Origin of the sequence: Marinobacter sediminum, from assembly GCF_016820575.1 — a bacterium.
Taxonomy (GTDB): Bacteria; Pseudomonadota; Gammaproteobacteria; order Pseudomonadales; family Oleiphilaceae; genus Marinobacter; species Marinobacter sediminum.
In genome coordinates this window covers 541,944-567,691 of record NZ_JAEMQH010000002.1, presented here as the reverse complement: position 1 = coordinate 567,691, position 25,748 = coordinate 541,944, and the positions used below count along the sequence as shown (strand labels likewise).

Here is a 25,748-nt window from a genome sequence, read left to right as displayed (position 1 = left end):
CTGACGATTGACCACAAAAAAACCCGGGCTTACCCGGGTTTTTTTGTGGTCCCTTTCGGGGCTCAATACTCAATCAGGCTTAGGGTCTCTCAACTTCCGCACGATTGCGCAGGAACTGCTGGTAGGCACCGTATTCACGCTGCCCCTCAAGAGACGCGAGGAATTCTTCCAGCTGGCCAAACTCTGCAGAAGTTTCATCCACGGCGCCCTCGTTGACGCCATCGAGCGCTACCACGGCGGCACTGCTGCCACTGACAGACTGGCCATAGCTGGTCTCGCCTTCGGCAGGACGGGACAACGAGAATACTGTCCGCATGACGGCCGCTCCGGCCTCCTGATCATTGCGGGGTTTTGCTTCGTAGCTGACCCACTCATCTGCACCCAGCTCCGACAGCGACTTGCCTGCTTCAAGGCCGGCAATGATCTCATCAGCGCGCTCACTCAGGGCGGCGCGGGTTTCCTGGGCCTTCAGAGAAGCGCGCACGTCCGCGGCGACCTCTTCCAGTGCCAACTGCTGGGCTTCACGGTATTCGCGCACACGAGCCACCACCGACACGTTGTCGCCCACGTCGATCAGCTCGGTGTTATAACCGTCTTCAACAACATCAGCAGAGAACAGCTGGCGCAGCAGGCCTTCGTGATCAAAGGGCGCGGTTCCGCCATTACGGGTAATGCCTTTGGCTTCGCGCACTTCCAGACCAAGTTCCTCGGCCGGGCCGGCAAGATCATCGGCGGCGTAAGCGGAGTCCGCCAGCTGGGTGCGAATCTCGGCAAAGCGTTCTTCGGCACGCTCGCGGGCCAGTTCGCTGCGAAGCTGACCTTCAATCTCAGACAGTGCAGGCACGTCCGAACGGCGCACGTCTTCCAGCTTGATCAGGTGTACACCGAAGCTGGTCTCGACCGGCTCGGACACCTCACCCTTTTCCAGGGCAAACAGAGCCTCTTCAAACGCTTCGTTGTAGACGCCACGGCCGGCATAGCCAAGATCACCGCCCTCTTCGGCAGAAACGGTATCGATTGAATATTCTTTAGCCAAATCCGCGAACGAAGCTCCGTCGGCCAGTTTTTGCTGCAGAGTTGCCATGGTCTGATCAGCGTCTTCGCCATCTTCAATCAGGATATGCGCAGCACGGCGCTCTTCCCGGGCCAGATCATCGGCACGGGTTTCATAATACCCCTGAAGCTCGTCGTCGCTGATTTCAATGGATTCTGCCAGGGCACCCAAGGACAAGGTGATGTAAGCCGCATCGACCTGCTCAGGCTGCTTGAAGGCGCTGCTGTTCTCGTCGTAGAACGACTGAACCTCGTCTTCGGTGATTTCCACCTGATCGGCGACGGCACTCTCAGGCACGGTCACGACACGGAAGTCCCGGGTCTGGTTCTGGATTCGCAGCAACTGGCTGACGTTCTCGTTCGCCGCCACGCCGCTTTGCACAATGCCGGCGCGGATCTGGTTGACCACATACTGCTTGCGCATCGCTTCGCGGAATTCCGCCACGCCCATTCCCATATTGCGAACGGTCGAAACAAAGCGGTCACGGTTAAACTGGCCTTCAACCTGGAACTGGGGCATCTGGGTGATCAGCGCGTCGATGTCAGCATCAGTCAGGGCCAGGCCCTGGCTGTCGGCATCCTGGATGAGTACCTGTTGCTGAATCAGGGACTCCAGAACGTCTTTGCGAATCTGGTCTTCATTCAGCAGCGACGGATCCGGGTTATCCATGCGCGACAGACGACGCTGGCTTTCCATCTGGACCAGACGGAGAAACTCGCGCTCTGTGATGTCTTCACCGTTTACCGTTGCCACTTCCGGCTCACCGGAGAAGCCGCCGATGATGGCGTCCATTCCCCAGATGGATAGGGACACGATCAGCAAACCGATAATGATTTTGGCAATGGTGCCTTGGGCGTTTTCCCGAATATCTTGAAGCATGTTTCTCCCGAATCCCTGTTCAAGGTCGTGCAGTTTTCAGCGTTTGGCGATAAGCGTAGGGGCACTGAACGTAAAAAGGCGCACCCTATCCGGAATGCGCCTTGAATTCTTGCTGGGCAGCTCCCTGCGACAGGAGCTGCCTGAGAAAGAACCGTTACTTAACGGCGTCTTTCAGGGCCTTGCCTGCTTTGAACCCAGGCACTTTAGAGGCCGGAATCTTGATCTCGGCACCAGTCTGCGGGTTACGACCGGTACGAGCAGCACGCTCTTTTACAGAGAAAGTACCAAAACCGATCAGAGTTACCTGATCACCCTTTTTCAGGGCACCGGTGATGGAGTTGGTCATTGCGTCCAGAGCACGGCCAGCGGCGGCTTTGGAAATATCTGAGGATTCTGCAATTGCATCAATAAGTTCGGACTTGTTCACACTAAACCCCTTCGATTTCAGGTTGAAGATGTTATAGGTTGGGTTGTTTTTTCTAGGACGCTCTCGACTATCGCATAGGCGGTCGGAGAATTCCATTCTTCACTTTTCTTATTCCTTGCGGCTGTTAACCGGTGCTTGGAATAGGCACTTAATGCGCGGGAGCCCTTGGTATTGGCTGCTTCACGGCGAAACAGTTATACCAACGGGCTCTCTGGCATGTCAACAACTCATCAAGGCTTTAATGTGTATTTATGCGCTCTGCGGCGTCGCCGTCGTCGTCACGGGGCTTGCTTGAACCCGCTTCTGAGGACTCATCTGCGGTGCGCGGCTCCGGCGGATACGCCAGGGCTATGTCCAACACTTCATCGATCCATTTGACCGGATGAATCTCCAGCGACTCCTTGATGTTGTCCGGTATCTCTTTGAGATCTCGAACATTTTCATCGGGTATCAAGACCGTCTTAATACCGCCGCGATGGGCCGCCAGAAGCTTTTCCTTAAGGCCGCCAATGGGCAGAACCCGACCCCGCAGGGTGATCTCACCGGTCATTGCGACATCCGCACGGACCGGAATTTTGGTCAGTGAAGAAACCAGCGCGGTGCACATGCCAATACCGGCACTCGGACCGTCTTTTGGCGTTGCCCCCTCGGGAACGTGCACGTGCAGATCGTGTTTTTCATGGAAATCGTCGGCAATTCCAAGCCCAGGCGCGCGACTGCGAACCACAGTCAGAGCCGTTTGAATCGACTCCTGCATGACATCGCCCAGGGAACCGGTCTTAACCACCCGACCCTTACCCGGTGTCAGTGCACACTCGATGGTCAGCAATTCGCCCCCCACCTGGGTCCAAGCCAGGCCGGTCACCTGGCCGATCTGGTTTTTCTCTTCCGCCAGGCCGTACTTGAACTTCTTCACACCGGAGTAATCCTCCAGCATGTCCGGCTCCAGCGTCACAGAAGCCTTGTCGTTGGCTTCAACGTGCTCACGTACCACCTTACGGCAAATCTTGGCGATCTCGCGCTCCAGGCCCCGTACGCCCGCCTCACGGGTGTAGTAACGAATCAGATCCCGAAGGGTTTCCTCTGGAATTATCAGTTCGTCCTTGCGCAGGCCGTTGGCCTTGATCTGCTTGGGCAGCAGGTAACGCAACGCGATGTTGACCTTCTCGTCCTCGGTGTAACCCGGGATCCGGATAATTTCCATCCGGTCCAGCAGGGCCGGAGGAATATCCATGGAGTTTGAGGTGCACACGAACATCACGTCGGACAGGTCGTAGTCGACCTCCAGGTAATGGTCGTTGAAGGTGTGGTTCTGCTCCGGATCCAGCACTTCCAGCAATGCTGACGCCGGATCACCACGATGGTCCATACCCATCTTGTCGATTTCATCGAACAGGAACAGCGGGTTCTTTACCCCTACCTTCGAAAGCTTCTGCAAAAGCTTGCCCGGCAATGCGCCAATGTAGGTTTTACGATGGCCGCGGATCTCTGCTTCGTCGCGTACACCACCGAGGGCCATCCGCGTATACTTGCGGTTGGTAGCACGGGCAATGGACTGACCCAGCGAGGTCTTACCGACACCAGGAGGGCCTACCAGGCACAGCACCGGACCTTTGACCTTCTTGACCCGGCTTTGTACCGCCAGGTACTCGAGGATGCGCTTCTTGACCTCGTCCAGGCCGTAGTGATCCCGGTCCAGAATCTCACGGGCCTTTTCGATGTCGTGACGCACCCGGCTGCGCTTCTTCCAGGGAATGGCCAGCATCCAGTCGATATAGCCACGAACGACGGTGGCCTCAGCCGACATTGGCGACATCATCTTGAGCTTGTTCAGCTCCGCTTCGGTCTTCTTGCGGGCCTCTTCCGGCAGACCGGCTTCTTCAAGCTTCTGCTCCAACTCTTCAAAATCGTTGTTGCCCTCACCCAGATTACCCATTTCTTTCTGGATGGCTTTCATTTGTTCGTTCAGGTAGTACTCGCGCTGGCTGCGCTCCATCTGCTTTTTGACACGGCCACGAATGCGCTTCTCGACTTCGATCAAGTCGATTTCACCGTCCAGCTTGCCCAGCAGCAGATCTACCCGCTTGCGGACATCCAGGGCTTCGAGCAGCTCCTGTTTCTCTGGAATACGCATTTCCAGGTGCGCCGCCATGGTGTCGGACAGGCGCTCCAGATCTTCGATACCGGTAAGAGCATTGGAGACCTCTGACGGCACCTTCTTGGACAGTTTCACGTACTTTTCAAACTCGTCCATCAGAGTTTTGATGAGCACGTCCTGCTCGCGCTCAGGTAGCCCTTCCTCTTCCATCAAGGTCGCGCCGCCCGACAGGTATTCGCCTTCGGTGATGTCGCTGATGGTGGCCCGGGCATTACCTTCGACCAGAACCTTTACAGTGCCGTCTGGCAGCCGCAGCATCTGCAGGACCGTTGCCAGCGTCCCCATGTCAAACACATCAGCGGGGCCCGGCTCGTCGGTAGAGGCGTCACGCTGGGCAACCAGGAGGATTTCCTTACTGCCTTCCATCGCGGCTTCGAGGGCCTGGATGGATTTTTCACGGCCCACAAACAGCGGGACCACCATGTGCGGGAACACCACCACATCACGCAACGGCAGCAACGGGTAGTCTTGCACAGTACTTTCAGGTATCCGGGTCATAGGGAATCCTCTGACGGTGTTTCTTTGAGCATATCACCCTTCATTGGGGCGCCCGTAAAAAATGCAATCTCTTTACCATACGAAACAGACTGGGAAAACGGGGATACAAAACGCAAAAAGGGGCGTTTCCGCCCCTTTTTGTTTTAACGCCCCGCCAAACGCCGGATCAATCTTCCGGCACTGCCTTGGCGTGGTCGTTGCTCGCGTAGATCTTGAAGGGTTCTGAATCCCCGTCAATCACGCTTTCATCGATGACCACCTTGGCAACGTCATGCTCAGAAGGAATCTGGTACATGGTATCCAGCAGCGTGGCTTCCATGATCGAACGCAGACCACGGGCGCCGGTTTTGCGCTCCATGGCTTTGCGCGCAACCGCCCGCAAGGCATCCTCACGGAAGTCGAGCTCGACCCCTTCCATATCAAACAGCTTCTGGTACTGCTTGGTAAGCGCGTTCTTCGGCTCAGTCAGGATCTGAACCAGCGCAGGCTCGTCCAGCTCGGTCAGTGTTGCCACCACCGGCAGACGGCCGACAAATTCTGGAATCAGGCCAAACTTCACCAGATCCTCGGTTTCAACATCCTTGATGATGTCGCCGGTACTCTTGGTATCTTCCTGGCTGACCACAGAGGCCGAGAAACCAATGGAACTGCGCTCTGAGCGTTCCTGGATCACCTTGTCGAGACCTGCAAAAGCGCCGCCACAGATAAACAGGATATTGCCAGTGTCCACCTGCAGGAATTCCTGCTGCGGATGCTTGCGCCCGCCCTGAGGCGGAACCGAGGCTACTGTGCCCTCGATCAGTTTCAGCAGTGCCTGCTGAACACCTTCGCCTGAGACGTCCCGGGTGATTGACGGGTTATCCGACTTCCGGGAAATCTTGTCGATCTCATCAATGTAGACAATACCGCGCTGGGCCTTGTCGACATCGTAATCGCACTTCTGCAGCAGTTTCTGGATGATGTTTTCGACGTCCTCACCCACATAGCCCGCTTCAGTCAGCGTGGTCGCATCAGCAATAGTGAACGGAACGTTCAGCATCCGCGCCAGGGTCTCGGCCAACAGGGTCTTACCACTACCGGTCGGGCCGATCAGCAGGATGTTGCTCTTACCCAGCTCAACATCCGCCTTGCCTTCACCGTAACGCAGGCGCTTGTAGTGGTTGTAAACCGCCACCGAAAGCACAACCTTGGCACGATCCTGACCGATAACGTATTCGTTCAGCGTGTCTCGTATCTCTGCGGGTGTCGGGAGCCGGTCGCTAGCCTCTTCCTGGGAATTCTCCTGAATTTCCTCACGAATGATGTCATTGCACAGGTCGACACACTCGTCGCAGATGAACACCGAGGGCCCTGCAATGAGCTTGCGGACTTCATGCTGGCTCTTTCCGCAAAACGAGCAGTAGAGCAACTTGCCGTTATCGTCGCCTCTGCCGTTTCTTTCATCTGCCATTGAAATACCTCTGATCTTGGTTAGCCGGCGTTACTGGCTATTACGCCGGCCAAGAATGATGCGATTACTTCCAGTATTATTTATTCGGGACGCGCTTATCAAGTATAGAATCAATCAGCCCATACTCTTTCGCCTGCGTCGGATCCATGAAATTGTCACGGTCCGTGTCCTTGGCGATGGTGTCCAGATCCTGGCCGGTGTGGTGCGCCAGGATTGAGTTCAGGGTGTGACGGATCTTGAGGATTTCACGAGTGTGAATCTCAATATCGGTCGCCTGCCCCTGGTAACCGCCCAGCGGCTGGTGAATCATCACCCGCGAATTCGGCAGGCAGGCACGCTTGCCTTCCGCGCCACCGGCCAGCAAGAAAGCACCCATGCTGGCAGCCTGGCCAACACACAGGGTCGCCACGTCCGGCTTGATGAACTGCATGGTGTCGTAGATCGACATACCTGCGGTCACAGAGCCACCTGGGCTGTTGATGTACAGGTGGATATCCTTGTCCGGATTCTCGGACTCCAGGAACAGCAGCTGGGCGACGATCAGATTGGCCATGTGATCTTCAACCGGGCCAACCAGGAAGATCACCCGCTCTTTGAGCAGACGGGAATAGATATCGAAGGAGCGCTCGCCCCTCGCGGTCTGTTCAATAACGATCGGCACCAGGCCGGAATTGGTTACCATTGCGGGACCGTCAATTGGTTTCTGCGTCATGTGCGCCTGAACTCCTTATGGACAATGGGACGTGGACTCGCGCCACGGTGTTCATCACAGGTGTTATTGCACTGCTTACTTTGCCAGCAGCCGCCCCAGATGAAAACAGCCGGACAAGCCGGCTGTTTTCTGGGGTCGACCAACAGGGCCGGAACCAGCTCCGACCCTGACCGGATCAGCGCTGCTGCTGTCCAGCCTGAACGGCCTCTTCGTACTTAACCTTCTTCTCTTTAACCTTGGCCTGTTCCAGCACCAGGTCAACGACAGCGTCTTCCAGCACAGAAGATTCGATCTGCGACTTCTGCTCCGGGTTGCTGTTGAAGTGAGCAACAACTTCCTCAGGCTGTTCATACGTAGACGCGATCTCCTGGATCTTTTCATCTACCTTGGCCGGATCCGCCTTCAGGTCGTTCTTCTTGACCACTTCCTGGAACAACAGGCCAGTCTTAACGCGACGCTCAGCCTGCTCCTGGAAAATTTCCTTCGGCAGCTGCTGGAAATCTACCTGGCCACCGAAACGCTGTACCGCGTCCTGACGCAGGCGATCGATTTCCTGGTCAACCAGGGCAGTCGGCACGTCCAGCTCGGTGCTTTCCAGCAGGCCATCAACAACGTCATTCTTGACCTTGTTGGAAACCGCCTGCTTCAGCTCCCGCTCCATGTTTTTCTTCACTTCTTCACGGAACGCGGCTTCGTCTTCAGCTTCGATGCCAAATTTCTTGAAGAATTCGGCATCCAGCTCAGGCAACTGCGGTTCTTCAACCTTGTGGATCTTGATCTCGAACTTGGCCGGCTTACCTGCCAGTTCTTCGTTGTGGTAATCCTCCGGGAAGGTCACTTCAATTTCCATGTCCTCGCCGGCTTTACCACCCTGAATGGCTTTCTCGAAGCCAGGGATCATCTGGCCAGAGCCCAAGGTCAGTCGGTGACCTTCAGCGGCACCGCCCTCGAACTCTTCACCGTCGATAGTGCCTTTGAAATCAATGGTCAGCACGTCCTTGTTCTTGGACTTGCGCTTGACTTCCTTCATGGTGGCCTGCTGACGACGCAGGTTATCGATCATGTTGTCGACATCTTTCTCAGCGATGTCAGAAGTCAGCTTCTCAACAGAGATCTTGCTCAGGTCGCCCAGCTCGATTTCCGGCAGCACTTCGAAGATGGCAACGAACTCAAGGTCCTTGCCTTCTTCCATGGTCTTCGGCTCAAACTTCGGCCAGCCCGCAGGGTTGATGTCCTGCTCCTGCAATGCCTTGACGTACTGATCGCGCATAACCTCGCCCACAATTTCCTGGCGGACGCTGTCACCGAAACGACGCTTAACCACCTTCATGGGCACCTTGCCCGGGCGGAAACCATTCAGGCGTACGGTACGCGCAGTTTCCTGCAGGCGCTTCTGAACCGCCTGGTCAATTTCCTGGGCGGGCACACCAATCGTCATGCGACGTTCGATGTTGGAGGTCGTTTCAACAGACACTTGCATGGAAGATCCTCAAATTACAGGTTCAGTATGTGAATGAAATCAAACTTGAAAACCGGCTTTCAGGCTGATCCTGAAAACAGGCCGAAAATTAAAAGGCGATAGTTTATCACGGTTTGCCCCGGGGAGAGAATCACCCGTTGTGACCCCACGGAGTTCAAGAGCAGACCGTGCTCGCGTTAGTCACAGAAAATGGGGATCAAATCTGAAAAAGAAAGGGGGCGCCGATGGATTGTTGCAGATACGGGCGCCAGGAAATAAATCACCCATAAAAAAAGCCTCTTGGGTTGTCTCCAAAAGGCTTTTAAAGTTGGTGCGGGTGGAGGGACTTGAACCCCCACTCCTCTCGGAACCAGAACCTAAATCTGGCGCGTCTACCAGTTCCGCCACACCCGCATAACTTTTGAAACTGTGTGAGCCTAGCGCTTTCGCAGCTTGGGCCACTCATTTCTCGCTTCGAAGCTCACCCGTGCCAGCAACTGCTGCCGTGGAGTCTTTCGTCAAAGCGGGAAACAACAAGAAAAGTGGGGTGGACGAAGGGGTTCGAACCCTCGACCGCAGGAGTCACAATCCTGAGCTCTACCAACTGAGCTACGTCCACCACAATCAGGACATACCTTTCGGTACTTACAATACTCAACTTTGCTGCTTCGGCGACTACGGCGCGGACCAAGCCGACGCCTAAATGGCGCGCCCGGCAGGACTCGAACCTGCGACCACCCGCTTAGAAGGCGGGTGCTCTATCCAGCTGAGCTACGGGCGCTTAACCGTTCGCCCACCTGAATATCAGAAAAGTGGTCGGGGTAGAGAGATTCGAACTCCCGACATCCTGCTCCCAAAGCAGGCGCGCTACCAGACTGCGCTATACCCCGTCTGAACTGAACAACAAGTGCCTCAGCAAAGTTGGCGCGCATATTACCGGCGCCGGACGGTGCCGTCAACACGGATTTCCAAATTTACCAAAAGATCAGGCTTTAATAAGACCTTACGCCCCCTGGAAAGTTCCGGAAAACGCCGCCAACGCCCCGCCAATTGGAGTTCTGACGGAAGCATGAGACAATGCTCGGCCTTCATTTCTCAACGCCCAAGCGACAAGACAAAACATGAGCGCCAAACTGATTAACGGAAAAGAAATCGCCGCCGGTGTCAGGCAGCAGGTTGCCGCCGGTGTAGAAGCTCGCAGACAGCAGGGGCTTCGCGCACCCGGGCTGGCCGTGGTACTGGTCGGCGAAGATCCGGCCTCCCACGTCTATGTAGGCAACAAGCGCAAAGCCTGTGATCAGGCCGGAATACTCTCGCTGTCCTACGACCTGCCTGCAGACACGTCTCAGGAAGCCCTGGAAGCTCTCATAGATGAGCTGAACGAAAACCCGACCGTAGATGGCATTCTGGTGCAGTTACCACTGCCAGAGCATCTTGATGCCGACCCGATCCTGGTCAAGATCCGCCCGGACAAAGACGTGGACGGCTTCCACCCGTACAACATCGGCCGCTTAATGCAGCGTAAGCCGACGCTCAGACCCTGCACGCCCGCAGGCATCATCACCCTCCTGGACAGCATCAACACCCCGTATAAGGGCCAGCACGCGGTCATCGTGGGCGCCTCCAACATCGTCGGCCGCCCCATGAGCATGGAACTGCTCCTGAAAGGCGCAACCACCACCGTCTGCCATCGCTTTACGCCAAACCTGGAAAAATTCGTTGGTGAGGCAGACATCCTGATCGCGGCCGCCGGCAAACCCAACCTGATCAACGGGGAATGGGTAAAGCCGGGTGCAACGGTCATCGACGTGGGCATTAACCGCATGGACGACGGAAAATTGCGCGGAGATGTCGACTTTAACGCGGCAGCTGAGCGGGCAGCCTACATTACGCCGGTTCCGGGCGGCGTTGGGCCAATGACCATCGCCACCCTGCTCCAGAACACACTGTACGCGGCTGACGTACTGCACAAGGACTGAGCACCTAAACGCTGAGACACACGTATTGCACCGTCACAAGCAGCCATAAAAAAACCCCGCACCAGGCGGGGTTTTTTGTGCCTACTCAGCGCTTACGCACCGTACTTGGCTTTCGCCTTCAGACGGTATGCGTGCAGGAGCGGCTCGGTGTAGCCATTCGGCTGCTCACGACCCTTGAGGACCAGATCCATCGCCGCCTGGAAGGCAACACTGTCGTCAAAGTTCGGCGCCATGGCGCGATAGGACGCATCACCGGCGTTCTGCTTATCAACCACGGCGGCCATGCGCTTCATGGTTTCGTCGATCTGCGCCTCGGTGCAAACGCCGTGGTACAGCCAGTTGGTCAGCAGCTGCGAGGAAATCCGCAAAGTGGCGCGGTCTTCCATCAGCCCGACGTTATTGATGTCCGGCACTTTGGAGCAACCAACGCCCTGCTCAACCCAACGTACAACGTAGCCCAGAATGCCCTGCGCGTTGTTATCCAGCTCCTGCTGGATCTCCTCGGCAGACAGCGCACCCGGATCGGTCATAACCGGCACGGTCAGGATGTCATCGATGTTCGCACGAGCGCGGCTTTCGATGTCTTTCTGAACGTCGCTCACACTGATCTGGTGGTAATGGGTTGCGTGCAGTGTTGCCGCAGTCGGTGATGGAACCCAGGCGGTGTTCGCGCCGGATTTCGGGTGACCGATCTTGGCTTCGAGCATGCCAGCCATCAAATCCGGCATGGCCCACATGCCCTTACCAATCTGAGCGACACCACGGAAACCAGTCTCAAGACCGATATCCACGTTCCACTGCTCGTAGGCGTTGATCCAGGCTGCCTGCTTCATTTCGCCCTTGCGAATGAACGGTCCCATCTCCATGGAGGTGTGCATCTCGTCACCGGTACGGTCCAGGAAGCCAGTATTGATGAATACCGCACGCTCTTTGGCCGCGTGGATACAGGCTTTCAGGTTTACCGTGGTGCGACGCTCCTCGTCCATGATGCCCACTTTCAGGGTGAACTGAGGCAGGCCCAGGGCATCCTCCACACGACCGAAGAATTCGTTGGTAAACGCCACTTCTTCCGGACCGTGCATCTTGGGCTTAACGATGTACATGGAGCCCTTGGTGCTGTTCTGGAAGCTACCACCGCCCTTCAGGTCGTGAATCGCAATCAGCGACGTGATCAGGCCATCCATCAGCCCTTCCGGCACTTCCTGGCCATCGCTCAGCAGCACCGCTGGGTTGGTCATCAGGTGACCAACGTTACGAATGAACATCAGGCTGCGGCCTTTCAGGCTCAGCTCACCACCGTCAGGCGCGGTGTAGGTGCGATCCGAGTTCATTTTCCGGGTCAGCTGCTTGCCGCCCTTCTCGAAGGTTTCCTGCAGATCGCCCTTCATCAGGCCGAGCCAGTTGCGATAGGCCAGGGCCTTGTCGTCGGCGTCAACGGCGGCAACGGAATCTTCACAGTCCATGATGGTAGTCAGGGCCGACTCCATCAGCACGTCCTTGACGTGGGCGCCGTCGTCTTTACCAATCGGGTGGCTGGCATCGATCTGGATCTCGAAGTGCATGCCGTTCTTGACCAGCAGCACACCAGTGGGCGCATCGGCGGCGCCGGTGTAACCAACAAAGCCAGACTCGTCTTTCAGGCCAGTGGACTCACCGTTCTGCAGTTTGACGACCAGCTTGCCGCCCTCAACAGAGTACTTGGCGGCGTCCTTGTGGCTTCCGGATGCCAGTGGAGCGGAGCTGTCCAGCAGCTTGCGGGCCCACTCGATAACCTTGGCGCCACGCACCGGGTTGTAGCCGGCACCCTTGTCCGCACCACCCTCTTCAGAGATGGCGTCGGTACCGTACAGCGCGTCGTACAAGCTACCCCAACGGGCGTTGGCGGCGTTCAGCGCGAAACGGGCGTTCATGATCGGGACAACCAACTGCGGGCCCGCCATGGTGGCGACTTCCGGATCGACGTTGGAGGTGGAGATCTTGAAATCCGCCGGCTCTTCGACCAGGTAGCCAATCTCCTTCAGGAAGGACTTGTACTCGGCCATGTCCAGCTTCTGACCTTTGTGGTCACGGTTCCAGCTGTCCATTTTTTCCTGAATCGCATCACGCTTGACCAGCAACTCGCGGTTACGCGGGGCCAATTCGTTCACGATTTTGTCGAAAGCGGTCCAGAATTTATCTGCGTCGACACCGGTTCCCGGGATCGCTTCGTTGTTTACGAAATCATACAGATTCTTCGCGACCTGAATGCCGCCGACTTGTACGCGTTCTGTCATCGTTGTCTGCCTCAGTGGGTTACGTTTCCCGACTCCCCCTTCATTGAGGGGGCATTCTAATTTGAGCGCCGCATTGTACGGGAAAATGCGTATCAGGTCATTCCCACTCGTACCATGCGGCTTTTGTTTTAGCTTTCTAAAACCTCAGCCCCGCCGCCAGGTTGTACCTTCGCGGGAATCGTCCAGGATAATGCCTTTGTCCGCCAACTCATCCCGGAGACGATCGGCTTCGGCAAAATCGCGGCCTTTGCGGGCGTCGTTGCGGGCCTGGATCATTTTTTCAATGTCCTCGGCACTGAGTTCGCCGCCGGTATCGCCCTGGAAAAATGCCTCTGGATCCTGCTGCAGCAGCCCGAGAATAGAGCCCAGACGAACCAGAACCGCGGCACTTTGCTTGGCTTCCTGATCACGCCCGTCACGACGATGCTGATTGATATCATTGGCCACGGCATGCAGCACCGCAATGGCACCGGCCGTGTTGAAATCGTCGTCCATCACTTCCATGAAACGGCGATCATGCTCTGTTTCACCCACGTCTGCCGCCTTGGCCGGAACAATACCGCGCAGCGAATTGTAAAGCTTGGTCAGGGTGCGACCGGCTTCGGCCAGATTATCCTCGGAATAATCGACCTGGCTGCGGTAATGGCTGGACACCAGGAAATAGCGAACCACTTCCGCCGGATAGGTTTCGAGAATTTCGCGGATAGTAAAGAAGTTGCCAAGGGACTTGGACATCTTTTCCTTGTTGACCCGGATCGCACCCGCGTGCATCCAGGCCCGGGCAAATTCGTGGCCGGTGGCGCATTCGGATTGAGCGATTTCGTTCTCGTGGTGGGGGAACAACAGATCCGGACCACCGCCATGAATATCGAAGGTATCGCCCAGACACTCGGTCGACATCGCCGAACATTCAATGTGCCAGCCCGGGCGACCATCGCCCCAGGGTGACGGCCAGCTGACCTCGCCCTCACCTGCAGCCTTCCACAGCGCAAAATCCGCCGGGCTGCGCTTGGCTTCCTGGACATCGATGCGGGCACCGGCAACCAGGTCCTCGAGCTTTTTCTTGCTCAACTTGCCATAGTCGGCAAACGAGTCGACAGCGAAATAGACATCGCCGTTGTCGGCGGCGTAGGCGTGACCACTGGCGATGAGCTTATGGATCATCGCCACGATCTCATTGATATAGCCGGTTGCCCTTGGCTCTTCCGTGGGCGACAGAACGCCCAGCCGGGCCTCATCCTCGTGCATGGCGCGGATCATGCGGTCGGTCAGGTCGGTGAAGGCTTCGCCATTCTCCTCCGCCCGCCGCAGGATCTTGTCGTCAATGTCGGTGATGTTACGCACGTAGTTCACGTCGTAACCCCGATGCCTCAGATACCGGGTGATGACATCGAAAGCCACCAGGACCCGGGCATGGCCAAGGTGGCAGTAGTCGTACACGGTCATGCCGCAGACGTACATCCTCACCTTGCCAGGCTCAATGGGCTTAAACTCTTCCTTGCGCTGCGAGAGCGTGTTGTAGATGCGGATCACTTGCCCCCCTTACTCCAGGAATCACGAAGCGTAACGGTTCGATTGAAGACCGGCCGACCGGCATTCTGCGACAAAAGCTCGTCGAAGAAGAAATAGCCCTCCCGCTCGAACTGGTACGGCAGATCGGTTCGCGGCTTCACCAGGCCCTTCTCAGCCCGCGCACCATGAAGCACAACCAGGGATTCCGGGTTCAGGTGATCGGTAAAATCGCCTTCCTTATCACTGTCCGGGGACTCGTGATTGAACAGGCGATCGTACTGGTTAATGTCGACCTCGACGCTGTCCGTCGCGGACACCCAGTGCACCACGCCATTGGGCTTATAGCCTTCAGGGTTCACACCCAGAGTGTTCGGATCGTATTCGCATTTAAGCTCGACAATCTCGCCACTGTCGTCACGAATGATCTCGCGACAGGTCATCACATAACCACCACGCAGCCGCACGGCCTGATCCGGGGCAAGGCGCTTCCATTTGCGCGGCGGCTCTTCGGCGAAGTCCTCACGATCAATAAACAGGGCCTGGCTCCAGGTGACATCGCGCTCCCCCATCTCCGGATTCTGGGGGTGCACCGGCAGCACCAGCGTTTCGGTCTGGTCGGCGGGATAGTTGGTCAGAGTCACCTTGAGCGGGCGCATCACACACATGGCGCGAGGCGCGCGGGTATTCAGGTCTTCCCGAATGGCGTGCTCCAGCATACCCACGTCGACCGTACCGCCAGCTTTGTTGACCCCTACCATGTCGCAGAAGGTGCGGATCGATTCCGGTGTGTAGCCACGGCGACGCATGCCGGAAATGGTTGGCATCCGCGGGTCGTTCCAGCCGTCCACAAAATTCTCATCCACCAGGCGCTTGAGTTTGCGCTTGCTGGTGATGGTGTAGTTCAGGTTCAGGCGGGCAAATTCGATCTGGCGCGGATGGCAAGGGCCAGAAATATTATCCAGCACCCAATCGTAGAGCGGCCGGTGATCCTCGAATTCCAGGGTGCACAGAGAGTGGGTGATGTTTTCAAGCGCATCCGAGATTGGATGGGTGAAATCGTACATCGGGTAGATGCACCACTTGTTGCCGGTCTGGTGATGGTCGGCGTAACGAACGCGGTAGAGAATCGGGTCGCGCAGATTGATGTTGGGAGACGCCATGTCGATCTTGGCCCGCAACACCAATTCGCCGTTCTGGTATTTGCCATCGCGCATATCGCGGAACAGCTGGAGATTTTCCTCCACCGGACGGTCCCGGTACGGACTGTTCTTGCCCGGTTCCTTCAGGCTGCCACGGTACTCTGCCATTTGATCAGCCGAGAGCGCACAGACATACGCCTTGCCATTCTCGATCAACTCCTCGGCAAAAGCGTAAAGCGCGTCAAAGTAGTCCGACGCGTGACGAACCTCGCCCGCCCATTGGCAACCAAGCCAGGACACGTCCGCCTTGATGGCGTCGATGTACTCCTGGTTTTCCTTTTCCGGGTTGGTGTCGTCAAATCGCAGGTTGCATTCGCCGCCGAAGGTCTCCGCAATGCCAAAGTTCAGGCAGATGGATTTGGCGTGACCAATGTGCAAATAGCCATTCGGCTCCGGCGGGAAACGGGTTACCACCTTACCAGCGTGCTCGCCCTTGGCGATGGCGTCTTCGATCAGGCTCTGAATAAAATTGTGGGCTTTCTTCGATTCGGCGCTCATACGTTCTCTGTAGAAAAGGGTGGATCAGAAACCGCCTATTATACTCACAAATCTGAGCGGGACTCATGCATAGCGGGAAACTCTTGCGTACAATACGGCCTTTAGGCCCACTAATTCTTTTGAACAGGATACCCTGATGATTTTGCTGCAAACCAACCTTGGCGACATCAAGCTCGAACTGGATCACGACAAGGCTCCCGAGACCGCCAAGAACTTTGAACAGTACGTTCGTGACGGCTTTTACGACGGCCTTGTTTTCCACAGGGTGATCAGCAACTTCATGATTCAGGGTGGCGGCTTCGAGCCTGGCATGACGCCTCGCAAAACCCGCGATCCCATTCAGAACGAAGCGGATAACGGCCTGAGCAACATGCAAGGCACAGTAGCTATGGCCCGCACCATGGACCCGCACTCCGCCACCGCCCAGTTCTTCATCAATGTCGAGAACAACGGGTTCCTCGATCACAGCGCCAAGAACGCCGAAGGCTGGGGCTACTGTGTGTTCGGCAAGGTGGTCGAGGGTATGGAAACCGTCAACCTGATTCGTGCCGTTAGCACCACTATCAAGGCTGGCCACCAGGACGTCCCGGCAGAAGACGTCGTCATTATCTCGGCCAAAGTGCTTGAGGAGGGAGGTGCAGCGTGACCACGCTGTTTATCTCGGATCTCCACCTGGAGGAATCCCGGCCGGACATTACGGAGGCGTTTCTCGGCTTCCTGAAGGAAAAGGCCCACGGAGTAAAACAGCTCTACATTCTGGGTGATTTCTTTGAGGCCTGGATCGGCGATGACGAGCGCACACCGCTGCAGGAACAGATTGCGGCAGCGCTTCGTGCAGTCAGCGAGAGCGGAACCGAAATCTTCCTGATGCACGGCAACCGCGACTTCCTGATCGGTCACGACTTCTGTGACCGGGCAGGGGCAACGTTGCTGGATGATCCCACCGTCGTTGATCTGTACGGCACCCCTACCCTGCTGATGCACGGTGACAGCCTGTGTACCGCCGATGTGGAGTACCAGAAGTTCCGCGCCAACATGCGCAATCCACAGTGGCAGCAGATGATCCTGCAGCGCCCGCTGGCTGATCGCCAGCAGATGGCGCGTCAACTGCGGGAAATCAGCATGGCGAAGAACCAGGGCAAAGCGGAAACCATCATGGACGTCACGCCGGAAGAAGTGGTCAAGGACATGGAGGCGCACGGCGTGCAGCGCCTGATACACGGCCACACTCACCGGCCGGCTGAGCATCACCTGGAGGCCAATGGTCAACCGGCCAAACGTATAGTGCTGGGCGACTGGGACACCCACGTTTGGTGGCTGGAAGTTCAGCCCGGTGAAGAGCCGGTGCTGAACAAACGACCGCTGTAACGAAAAAAGCCGGACAAACGCCCGGCTTTTTTGTTTCTGGCGCTGGTTCTAGTGCGCCAGGATCTGCTTGAGGAACTGCTGCGTACGCGCCTCCTGCGGATTGCTGAAGAAGTCGTGAGGCGGTGCCTCCTCGACAATTTCCCCGCCATCCATAAAGATCACTCGGTCCGCCACGGTCTTAGCGAAGCCCATCTCGTGAGTGACGCAGAGCATGGTCATGCCGCTACCGGCCAGTTCGATCATGACATCCAGCACTTCCTTGATCATCTCGGGATCCAGTGCCGACGTCGGCTCATCGAACAGCATGATTTTCGGCTTCATGCACAGCGCCCGGGCAATGGCTACCCGCTGCTGCTGACCGCCAGAAAGCTGCCCCGGGAACTTATGGGCCTGATCCGGGATTTTCACCCGCTCAAGGTATTCCATGGCTGAGGCTTCCGCTTCCTTGCGCGGAACCTTGCGGACCCAGATTGGCGACAGGCAGCAGTTCTCCAGCACCGTAAGGTGCGGGAACAGATTGAAGTGCTGGAACACCATGCCGACTTCCCGACGTACGGTATCGATGTGCCGAATATCGTCCGTCAGCTCAACATTGTCGACAATGATTTTGCCCTGCTGGTGCTCTTCCAGCCGGTTAATGCATCGAATGAAGGTCGATTTACCGGAACCGGACGGGCCACAGATAACAATCCGTTCGCCCTGCTTAACCGTGAGGTTCAGGTCCTTGAGAACGTGAAAATCGCCGTACCATTTGTGCATCCCTTCAACCCGGATGATGCCCGGATTCTTCCCCGTCTCGCCCTGAGCGGAGGACTTTACTTCAGAAGTTTGGGTTTGTTCTGTCATTGGGTTACCCATCAGGTTTTGTGACCGGTGTCGAGTTTGCGTTCGAGGTTCTGGCTGTAACGGGAAATGCCGAAACAGAATATCCAGAAACAGAAGGCCACGAAGACATAGCCCTCCACGGCGACGTTTTGCCAGGCCGGGTCAGTCACCGTTGACTGAACGGTGCCGAGCACGTCGAACAGACCGATAATCAGGACCAGCGTGGTGTCCTTGAACAGTGAAATAAAGGTATTCACGATGCCGGGTATGACCAGCTTCAGCGCCTGAGGCAACACCACCAGGCCCATTTTCTTCCAGTACCCAAGGCCGAGCGCATCGGCGGCTTCGTATTGACCTCTCGGGATGGCCTGCAAGCCACCACGGATGACTTCAGCCATGTAAGCCGACTGCCAAAGCGTGATACCAATCAACGCCCGCATCAGCTTCTCAAAGTTCATTCCCTCTGGCAGGAACAGCGGAAGCATGACCGACGCCATAAACAGCACGGTGATCAGCGGCACCGCTCGCCAGACTTCGATGAACACCACGCTGAGCCCACGAATGATTGGCATCTCGGAGCGACGACCAAGGGCCAGCAGAACGCCAATGGGCAACGACGCAAGGATCCCGATGTAGGCCAGGATCAAGGTCAGCATCAAGCCGCCCCATTTGGTGCTTTCCACAGTCTCAAGGCCAAAGTTACCGCCTGGAATCAGGAAGTAGCCAATGACAGGCAGCCCTGTCATGCCAAAGATGCCGAACCATTTACGGCCGGGGAAGCGCTCGATGAACTGGGGCACAAAAGCAACCGCCAGCAGCAGGAACATGATGTCCACACGCCACTGCAGTTCGTCGGGGTAGAACCCGTAGATAAAGAAATTCAAACGCTGGCTGATAAACAGCCAACAGGCGCCTGCACCGGAACAGTCGCTTGCATCGGCACCCTGGAAGTTGGCATCAAACAGAGCCCAATTCAGCAAGGGTCCAACGCTGGTCACAACCAGATACCCGACTACGACGGTAAGCAAGGAGTTGTACCACGTGGAAAATAGATGCTCCCGCATCCATTTCACCGGAGTGAGGGCCTTCTTGGGTGGTTTCATGGTGGACTCAGTCATCATCGCTCCTTAATCGCCACGGCCCGGTTGTAAATGTTCATCAACAGTGAGATCGACAGACTGATGGTCAGATACACCGCCATGGTAATGGCGACCACCTCAACCGCTTGCCCCGTCTGGTTCAGCGTTGTGCCCATGAACACGGCCACCAGGTCGGGATAACCAATGGCGGTCGCGAGCGAGGAGTTTTTGGCGAGGTTCAGATATTGACTGGTCAGCGGCGGAATGATGACCCGCATGGCCTGCGGAATCACAACCAGACGCAGGGTCAGTCCGTTCGGCAATCCGAGCGCCTTGGACGCCTCGGTCTGCCCCTTACTCACCGACAGAATACCGGAGCGAACAATCTCAGCGATGAAACTGGCCGTGTACAGCGAAAGCGCCAGCCACAGTGCGGCAAGCTCTGGAATAATGGTGATGCCACCGCCAAAATTGAAACCTTTCAGCGCCGGAACATCCCATTCCAGCGGGCTACCCGCGATGAAATAGGCCAATACTGGCAGGACCACCAGAATGGCAACACTAACCTTGAAGGTCGGGAAAATCTGGCCAGTGGCCAGTTGCCGTTTCTTGGCCCAGGTGCGGATGCCAACCACAGCTGCGATAGCAAACAGAAGCGCCCCCCAAACCAGTCCGAACCCATCCTGGGTTAGCGGCTCTGGAACATACAGGCCACGGTTGTTGAGGAACATCGTGCCGCCTACCTCGATACTCTGCCGGGGCGACGGTAAGGCACCCAATACTGCGAAATACCAGAAGAATATCTGCAGCAGTAACGGAATGTTTCGAATCACTTCGATGTAAAAGAGCGAGACTTTGGCTACCAGCCAGTTGCTGGACAGACGCGCTACACCGATGATGAAACCAAGCAGCGTTGCCGCAATAATACCCATGGCCGAGACGAGCAAGGTGTTGGTCAGACCAACCCAGAACGTCCGACCGTAGGACATGGTCGAATCGTATGGCACCAGGCTCATGATGATGCCGAAACCGGCGGTTTCATCGAGGAACCCGAAACCAGTGCTTATACCCCGGCTCTCCATATTCGAGAGCGTATTTTCTACCAGAGTCCAGCCAGCCCAAAAAACGGCGGCAATGGCCAGAATTTGGAAGAATAAGGAACGTACCCGGGGGTCATACCAGGGCTTTGGCCCCGCAGGCTTTGAATCAATTGTTTGTTTTTTCATGCAATTTCCCGGAAAGCTTCCCTGCAGTTCACTTCGTCAGAGATAACAGCGGGTGCTCAATCTAGAGCACCCGCTGCGGCTTTCAGGTCTTATCGAACCGGCGGCGCATACATGATGCCGCCTTCAGTCCAGAGCGCGTTGATACCGCGATCCAGACCGAGTGGAGTGTCCGGACCCACGTTGCGGTCATACATTTCGCCGTAGTTACCGACCATCTTCACAACCTTGTGGCCGAAATCAGCCGGCAGGCCGAGCTTGGCACCCATGTCACCGTCAGTACCCAGCAGGCGCTGAATGTTCGGGTTGTCAGATTTCAGCATGTCGTCGGCATTCGCGCTGGTAACACCCAGCTCTTCGGCATTGATCTGCACCGACAATACCCACTTCACGATGTTGAACCACTGATCGTCGCCCTGGCGGACCACCGGGCCCAAAGGCTCTTTGGAGATGGTGTTCGGCAGGATCTTGGCGGATTCCGGATCAGCCAGCTTGGAGCGCAGGGCCGCCAGCTGGGAGCGGTCGGAAGTCAGTACGTCGCAGCGACCTGCAGAGAAGCCCTGAACGGTCTGCTCAGAGGTATCAAATACGATCGGCTTGAATTCCATGCCTTTGGCGCGGAAGTAATCAGACAGGTTCAGCTCGGTGGTGGTACCTGACTGGATACACACAGTGGCGCCGTCCAGCTGGGTGGCGTCATCAACACCAATGTCCTTGTTGATCAGGAAGCCCTGGCCGTCGTAATAGTTCACGCCGGCAAAGTTCAGACCCAGTGACGCATCACGGGTGAGGGTCCAGGTGGTGTTACGGGAAAGCATGTCGATTTCACCGGACTGCAAGGCGGTGAAGCGCTCTTTCGCAGTCAGCGGTGTGAATTCAACGGCCTTGGCGTCGCCAAAAATGGCGGCCGCAACGGCGCGACAGGTGTCGACATCGATACCCGTCCAGTTACCCTTCTCATCAGGCTGGGAGAACCCAGGCAGACCACTGGTAACGCCGCATTGAAGGTGCCCCTTCTCCTTCACATTTTCCAGCGTCGTTGCAGCCATCGCACCGCTGGCCGCAAACGCGCCAGATGCCAGTGCCATTCCCAGGACAATCGATTTCGTCTTATTCATTATCGGATCTCCGAACTTCGGTTGGTTGCTTCGCGATGGGATTCAGCAAATTGTGAGCCATGCAAGCTATGTCATTGATATTTTTATTTGTTTTCTATTTTTTTCGGCCTCACCTTACCAATCGGCTGATGAGAGCGACCAAGTTTGCGCCAACTTGGTGCACCTACTCTAATGCGTCGCCCTCACCCGAGGCAAGATTTACGAGCCGTACCCCTATAAAGTAGAACAAACTTCGAGAAATCAACTAGTTTTTACGAAAAATTTATGTCGATGATTCCATTTGGGCAGGCTCGCGATAGGTCTCCAGCCGCTTCAGCCAGCCACTCAGCCAACGCTCCTTTTCGATCGGATTCTCGGCATTTTCGGCCCGACGGGTTAACACCCGCCCGGCAGCCTCGCGAAAATTCATCAGCGCTGGCCGCTCAGCGGTTTGCGGCTCCATCTCCAGCAGCACCTGCAGCAGGCCCCAGCCCTGCCCGTTGTAGCGTTCCATGGCAGAAATACCTTCGCCCTTGAAATTGACGTAATCCATCAACGCATAGATTCCGCCCGGTGTGGCCGCCAGCGCCTTGAGTCGTTTGCGCACCGAATCTTGCTCGGGTTCCGGTGCTGCTGAGACCACTTTCTCCAGGGATTCCTTGGCCCGGCGCACAATGAATTCGGCCTGCAGCCCCTGGGAGCCAGCGAGGAATGCCTGCAACTCAGCGATCTCAACCGAGTCCTCCGCTGCCAGAAACGCCTTGCGGTCCGGCCAGGGCGCGTCCATCGGGTCGAGTTTCCGCAGCCATTCCGGCATGGCTACCTGACGCTGGGTCATGTACTGGATCAGTGCCGGAAAACTCTCAACGAACCGGCCTTCGACTCCTTTCGGGTACCAGATGAAGTGACCGATACCCAAGGACGGGAAATCCTCACCCTCGTTCCAATGCACCAGGCATTCCAGCTTGCCGGCACACTCATTCCGAAAAATCTGGGCCCCCACCCATTCCATCTGTCCCGGCCCCAGGGTTAAGGAGAGATCCGGTTCATCGGTCTCCCCCACTGCTTCTTCCTGCATGCCCCCGGTCTCGACCGACTGGATGTCTGAACCATCGCAGGCCGCCAGAAACAGCACGCCGAAAATCAGTATCCATCTGTTTTTAATCATAATTTATTTAGAACCTCGATCTCTGACTGATCGGATGGCAGCCATCTGCATCCCGATCCTGGTTGCGTCGACTCATTATGGAACAGAGCTGATTCTGTCGTGGAAAAAACCGCCTTACGAAATGGAAATAAACCACATTGACTTCTAATGGACGGCCAGACAGTCTTCTCACTGACCTAACAAAAAACGGAATTCCAATGCCCAACACCTACTCCCCTGATTCTTCCAGTGGTTCGCCTCGCATCGTGATCTTCGGTGCCGGCAGTGTCGGTTGTTATGTGGGTGGGCGGCTGCTGTCCGGGGGCGCCAACGTGGTCATGGTGGGCCGTCCACGGCTACGTCAGGTCTTTGATAACCACCCGCTGGTGCTGACTGACTATGAGGGCTTTTCGTTCGAGACGCGGCTTACGCCTGAGCAGTTCACCGACGACGCCTCGGTGGCGGCAATTGCTGATCTGGTGCTGGTCACCGTGAAGTCTGCGGCCACAGCCGAAGCCGCAGCCACCCTTGCCAAGGTTCTGCCCAAGGGAACGCCGGTGGTGAGTCTTCAGAACGGCATTTCCAATGCCGAGGAGTTGCGGGCACGGCTCCCCAACGCCCGGGTTTGCGCAGGCATGATTCCCTTCAACGTGCTGCAGAAGAAAGCTGGACATTTCCACCACGGTACCGAAGGGCACCTGATGGCAGCCCGGGACGACAGCCTGCGCCTGTTTCTGCCAGCTTTCGAACAGTGCGGTTTGCCGCTGGAGTTACGTGACGACATGACCTCGGTGATGTGGTCCAAGCTGCTGCTGAACCTGAACAATCCGATCAACGCGCTTTCCAATGTACCGTTGCTGGAAGAGCTGTCTGATCGCAATTACCGTCGCTGCCTCGCCATGGCCCAGCGCGAGACGCTTGAGTTAATGAGCCAGGCGGGCATTGAGGCAGTACAACTTACCCCTGTGCCCATGCACCTGGTGCCATCGGTGATGGGACTGCCAAATTGGCTGTTCACCCGGCTGGCGAAACGGATGCTGGAGATTGACCCCATCGCCCGCTCTTCCATGTGGGAAGATCTGGAGGCCGGCCGTGCCACGGAAGTGGACTGGATCAATGGCGAAGTTGTTCGTCTTGCCGAGTCCCTGAACCAGTCAGCGCCAGTCAACCAACGCCTGACCAGACTGGTACACGATTGCGAAAACACCCGACGACGCTGGGCGGGAGACGAACTGCTGGAAGAATTGCAGGCTGCCCGAGCCTCGAGATAACAACTTGTGCGAAAGGCTGCCCACTGTCATGGCCCTGGCGTCACCCGCAGGACCCGGCCATTGGACTCATCGGTTAGCAGGTAAAGCGCCCCCTCCGGCCCGGTAACGACATCCCGGATACGGGCCTTCAGTTCCTTGAACAGCGTATCCACATCCTCGGCCTTGCCATCGACAAACTCCACCCGGCGGACGCTGCGGTCGGCGAGCGCCCCCACGAACAAATCCCCCTGCCACTCAGGAAACAGCTCACCGCGGTATCGAGTCATACCAGAGGGGGCGATCGAGGGCGTCCACTGCAGCAGCGGCTGTTCCATATTCGGGTATTCGGTAAACGGGGTAATCCGCGCACCGGTGTAATCGAGCCCATAGCTGATCACCGGCCAACCATAGTTCTGCCCTGGCCGCAGCACATTGATCTCATCCCCTCCACGGGGGCCATGCTCGTGACTGATCAATATCCGCTCGAGCGAGTCGTATACCAACCCCTGCACATTGCGGTGACCATAGCTGAACACTTCCGGCCGGGCCTCAGGCGAATCAATGAATGGATTGTCTTCCGGTGCCACTCCGTCGGTGCCGATGCGAACCACGCTACCGAGATGATTGCCAATTATCTGGGCCTGCTCCCGGTAGTCGAAACCATCACCAAGGGTAATGATGAGCGATGCGTCTGGCAGCTGGGCCATGCGACCGCCGTAATGGGCATCGCCTTTTTTAGCCGGCAGGGCTCGAAAAATCTCTTCGACATCCTCCAGCCTATCTTTGCCCAGTTTTGCCCTCGCCACACACAGGTGGTTAGCGGTCTCCACGCCACAGGCATAACTCAGGAACACAAGACCGCTCGAAGCGAAATCCTGAGAAATCAGCACCTCAAACAAGCCCGCCTGCCCGGAACTGAACACCTCTGGCAGGCCCGACACTTCCCCGGGTACCAACTCGCCCGCAGCCGTAATCCGGCGCAGTCGGCCGGGGCGCTCAGTCACCAGGGCACCGCCGTCCGGCAGGAACGCCAGCGACCAGGGATGTTCAAGCCCCGAAACAACTTCCTGTACTTGATAGTCCGCTGACGGTTGTGCCCGCAGCTCAGCACCGGGCATGGCAAGGCCGGTGACCAGCGCCAATGCGGCGACGGAGTTGTAGCCGGCGCGAGGCAACCCTTTCACCGCAGTCAATCTCGCATAGAGACCACCGGCGCACGCGGCCGTCACCAACAAAGCAGCCAGGCCACCCAGGGTTCGGGTTGCCGCAATCAGTGTCGGCGGCGGCGTCAGGGCATCGACCAGAGTAAAGGTGACCCACAGCGCCACAGCGGCGCCAAAAGCATGAAACAAAACTCGATGCCCCAGGCCAAGCACTTTCAATAGCAGCCCGGTGACCAGGGTCGACAGTAAAAAGCTGACGCCAAAGAGCGCAGCGTAAAAAGGAGCAAACTGGCGCAAGTCATCAACCGTGGTCGACCACCGAGCCCCGGCACCGATCTCAACGCCCAGTTGCTGCAACGCCAGCAGGTTAAAGTGAGTTTGCACCACCGTCCCGAGCACCACCCCTACCAGCAAGGCGATCGCGAAGGCGGCCACACGGCCTTTTAACCCAACTACGTTTGTCACAGCTCTTTCCTTATGTTGCTGACCAGCGCTTAC

The 25,748-nt window shown here is 56.9% G+C and carries 19 protein-coding genes and 4 tRNA genes; 4 read left to right on the top strand and 19 right to left on the bottom strand.

What is annotated here, in order from left to right; all coding sequences use genetic code 11:
• Window positions 1-79: 79 nt before the first annotated feature.
• From FGO67_RS09460 to FGO67_RS09415, 10 genes are all read right to left on the bottom strand, one after another.
• A complete protein-coding gene (locus tag FGO67_RS09460) occupies window positions 80-1,933 on the bottom strand; it encodes a SurA N-terminal domain-containing protein (RefSeq protein ID WP_203300469.1) in 1,854 nt (617 codons plus the stop codon).
• Between the two features lie 154 nt (window positions 1,934-2,087).
• On the bottom strand, window positions 2,088-2,360 hold the full coding sequence (locus FGO67_RS09455; RefSeq protein WP_041344017.1) for an HU family DNA-binding protein: 273 nt from the start codon (window positions 2,358-2,360) through the stop codon (window positions 2,088-2,090).
• Between the two features lie 238 nt (window positions 2,361-2,598).
• Window positions 2,599-5,016 carry an endopeptidase La gene (lon, locus tag FGO67_RS09450; protein ID WP_203300468.1) on the bottom strand — a complete coding sequence of 806 codons (2,418 nt, stop codon included), beginning with the start codon at window positions 5,014-5,016 and terminating at the stop codon, window positions 2,599-2,601.
• A gap of 166 nt (window positions 5,017-5,182) precedes the next feature.
• Entirely contained in the window at window positions 5,183-6,466 is a 1,284-nt protein-coding gene (gene clpX, locus FGO67_RS09445) for an ATP-dependent Clp protease ATP-binding subunit ClpX (protein WP_138441730.1), read from the bottom strand.
• 76 nt (window positions 6,467-6,542) lie between these two features.
• Entirely contained in the window at window positions 6,543-7,178 is a 636-nt protein-coding gene (clpP, locus tag FGO67_RS09440; protein WP_203300467.1) for an ATP-dependent Clp endopeptidase proteolytic subunit ClpP, read from the bottom strand.
• Window positions 7,179-7,353: 175 nt separating this feature from the next.
• Entirely contained in the window at window positions 7,354-8,658 is a 1,305-nt protein-coding gene (gene tig, locus FGO67_RS09435) for a trigger factor (protein WP_203300466.1), read from the bottom strand.
• A 308-nt stretch (window positions 8,659-8,966) separates the two neighbouring features.
• A tRNA-Leu gene (locus FGO67_RS09430) sits at window positions 8,967-9,051 on the bottom strand.
• A 129-nt stretch (window positions 9,052-9,180) separates the two neighbouring features.
• A tRNA-His gene (locus FGO67_RS09425) sits at window positions 9,181-9,256 on the bottom strand.
• Window positions 9,257-9,341: 85 nt separating this feature from the next.
• Window positions 9,342-9,418, bottom strand: a tRNA-Arg gene (locus FGO67_RS09420).
• Between the two features lie 32 nt (window positions 9,419-9,450).
• A tRNA-Pro gene (locus FGO67_RS09415) sits at window positions 9,451-9,527 on the bottom strand.
• Window positions 9,528-9,758: 231 nt separating this feature from the next.
• Between FGO67_RS09415 and folD the strand changes: the two genes are divergently transcribed.
• Entirely contained in the window at window positions 9,759-10,616 is an 858-nt protein-coding gene (folD, locus tag FGO67_RS09410) for a bifunctional methylenetetrahydrofolate dehydrogenase/methenyltetrahydrofolate cyclohydrolase FolD (protein ID WP_203300465.1), read from the top strand.
• Between the two features lie 92 nt (window positions 10,617-10,708).
• Here folD and FGO67_RS09405 read toward each other — a convergent pair whose 3' ends face one another.
• The 3 genes from FGO67_RS09405 to FGO67_RS09395 all read right to left on the bottom strand — a co-directional run bounded on the left by FGO67_RS09405 (window position 10,709) and on the right by FGO67_RS09395 (window position 16,098).
• Window positions 10,709-12,889, bottom strand: a complete 2,181-nt coding sequence (locus FGO67_RS09405) for a malate synthase G (protein WP_203300464.1) — start codon at window positions 12,887-12,889, stop codon at window positions 10,709-10,711.
• A gap of 144 nt (window positions 12,890-13,033) precedes the next feature.
• Window positions 13,034-14,422, bottom strand: a complete 1,389-nt coding sequence (gene cysS, locus FGO67_RS09400) for a cysteine--tRNA ligase (RefSeq protein WP_203300463.1) — start codon at window positions 14,420-14,422, stop codon at window positions 13,034-13,036.
• The gene (locus FGO67_RS09395; protein WP_203300462.1) at window positions 14,419-16,098 is read right to left on the bottom strand and encodes a glutamine--tRNA ligase/YqeY domain fusion protein; all 1,680 of its coding nucleotides are present in this window, start codon (window positions 16,096-16,098) and stop codon (window positions 14,419-14,421) included. The genes cysS and FGO67_RS09395 overlap by 4 nt, the downstream gene beginning before the upstream one ends.
• Before the next feature lie 136 nt (window positions 16,099-16,234).
• Between FGO67_RS09395 and FGO67_RS09390 the strand changes: the two genes are divergently transcribed.
• Window positions 16,235-16,744, top strand: coding sequence for a peptidylprolyl isomerase (locus FGO67_RS09390; RefSeq protein ID WP_203300461.1), 510 nt, complete (start codon window positions 16,235-16,237; stop codon window positions 16,742-16,744).
• Window positions 16,741-17,466, top strand: a complete 726-nt coding sequence (locus FGO67_RS09385) for a UDP-2,3-diacylglucosamine diphosphatase (RefSeq protein ID WP_203300460.1) — start codon at window positions 16,741-16,743, stop codon at window positions 17,464-17,466. Before FGO67_RS09390 ends, FGO67_RS09385 begins: the two co-directional genes overlap by 4 nt.
• A 48-nt stretch (window positions 17,467-17,514) precedes the next feature.
• Here the strand turns inward: FGO67_RS09385 and FGO67_RS09380 are convergent, their stop codons facing one another.
• From FGO67_RS09380 to FGO67_RS09360, 5 genes are all read right to left on the bottom strand, one after another.
• Window positions 17,515-18,225, bottom strand: coding sequence for an amino acid ABC transporter ATP-binding protein (locus FGO67_RS09380; protein WP_203301163.1), 711 nt, complete (start codon window positions 18,223-18,225; stop codon window positions 17,515-17,517).
• Window positions 18,226-18,323: 98 nt separating this feature from the next.
• A complete protein-coding gene (locus tag FGO67_RS09375) occupies window positions 18,324-19,409 on the bottom strand; it encodes an amino acid ABC transporter permease (protein ID WP_203300459.1) in 1,086 nt (361 codons plus the stop codon).
• Complete coding sequence (locus FGO67_RS09370; RefSeq protein WP_203300458.1) at window positions 19,409-20,596, bottom strand: amino acid ABC transporter permease; 1,188 nt, start codon at window positions 20,594-20,596, stop codon at window positions 19,409-19,411. Before FGO67_RS09370 ends, FGO67_RS09375 begins: the two co-directional genes overlap by 1 nt.
• 89 nt (window positions 20,597-20,685) lie before the next feature.
• Window positions 20,686-21,711 carry an amino acid ABC transporter substrate-binding protein gene (locus tag FGO67_RS09365; RefSeq protein WP_203300457.1) on the bottom strand — a complete coding sequence of 342 codons (1,026 nt, stop codon included), beginning with the start codon at window positions 21,709-21,711 and terminating at the stop codon, window positions 20,686-20,688.
• A 262-nt stretch (window positions 21,712-21,973) separates the two neighbouring features.
• Entirely contained in the window at window positions 21,974-22,858 is an 885-nt protein-coding gene (locus FGO67_RS09360; protein WP_203300456.1) for a hypothetical protein, read from the bottom strand.
• Between the two features lie 197 nt (window positions 22,859-23,055).
• Here FGO67_RS09360 and FGO67_RS09355 point away from each other — a divergent pair, with 197 nt between their 5' ends.
• Complete coding sequence (locus FGO67_RS09355; protein WP_203300455.1) at window positions 23,056-24,108, top strand: 2-dehydropantoate 2-reductase; 1,053 nt, start codon at window positions 23,056-23,058, stop codon at window positions 24,106-24,108.
• A gap of 26 nt (window positions 24,109-24,134) precedes the next feature.
• Here FGO67_RS09355 and FGO67_RS09350 read toward each other — a convergent pair whose 3' ends face one another.
• Window positions 24,135-25,715: a PQQ-dependent sugar dehydrogenase gene (locus FGO67_RS09350; protein WP_338039548.1), complete on the bottom strand. Its 1,581-nt coding sequence runs from the start codon at window positions 25,713-25,715 to the stop codon at window positions 24,135-24,137.
• Between the last annotated feature and the right edge of the window lie 33 nt (window positions 25,716-25,748).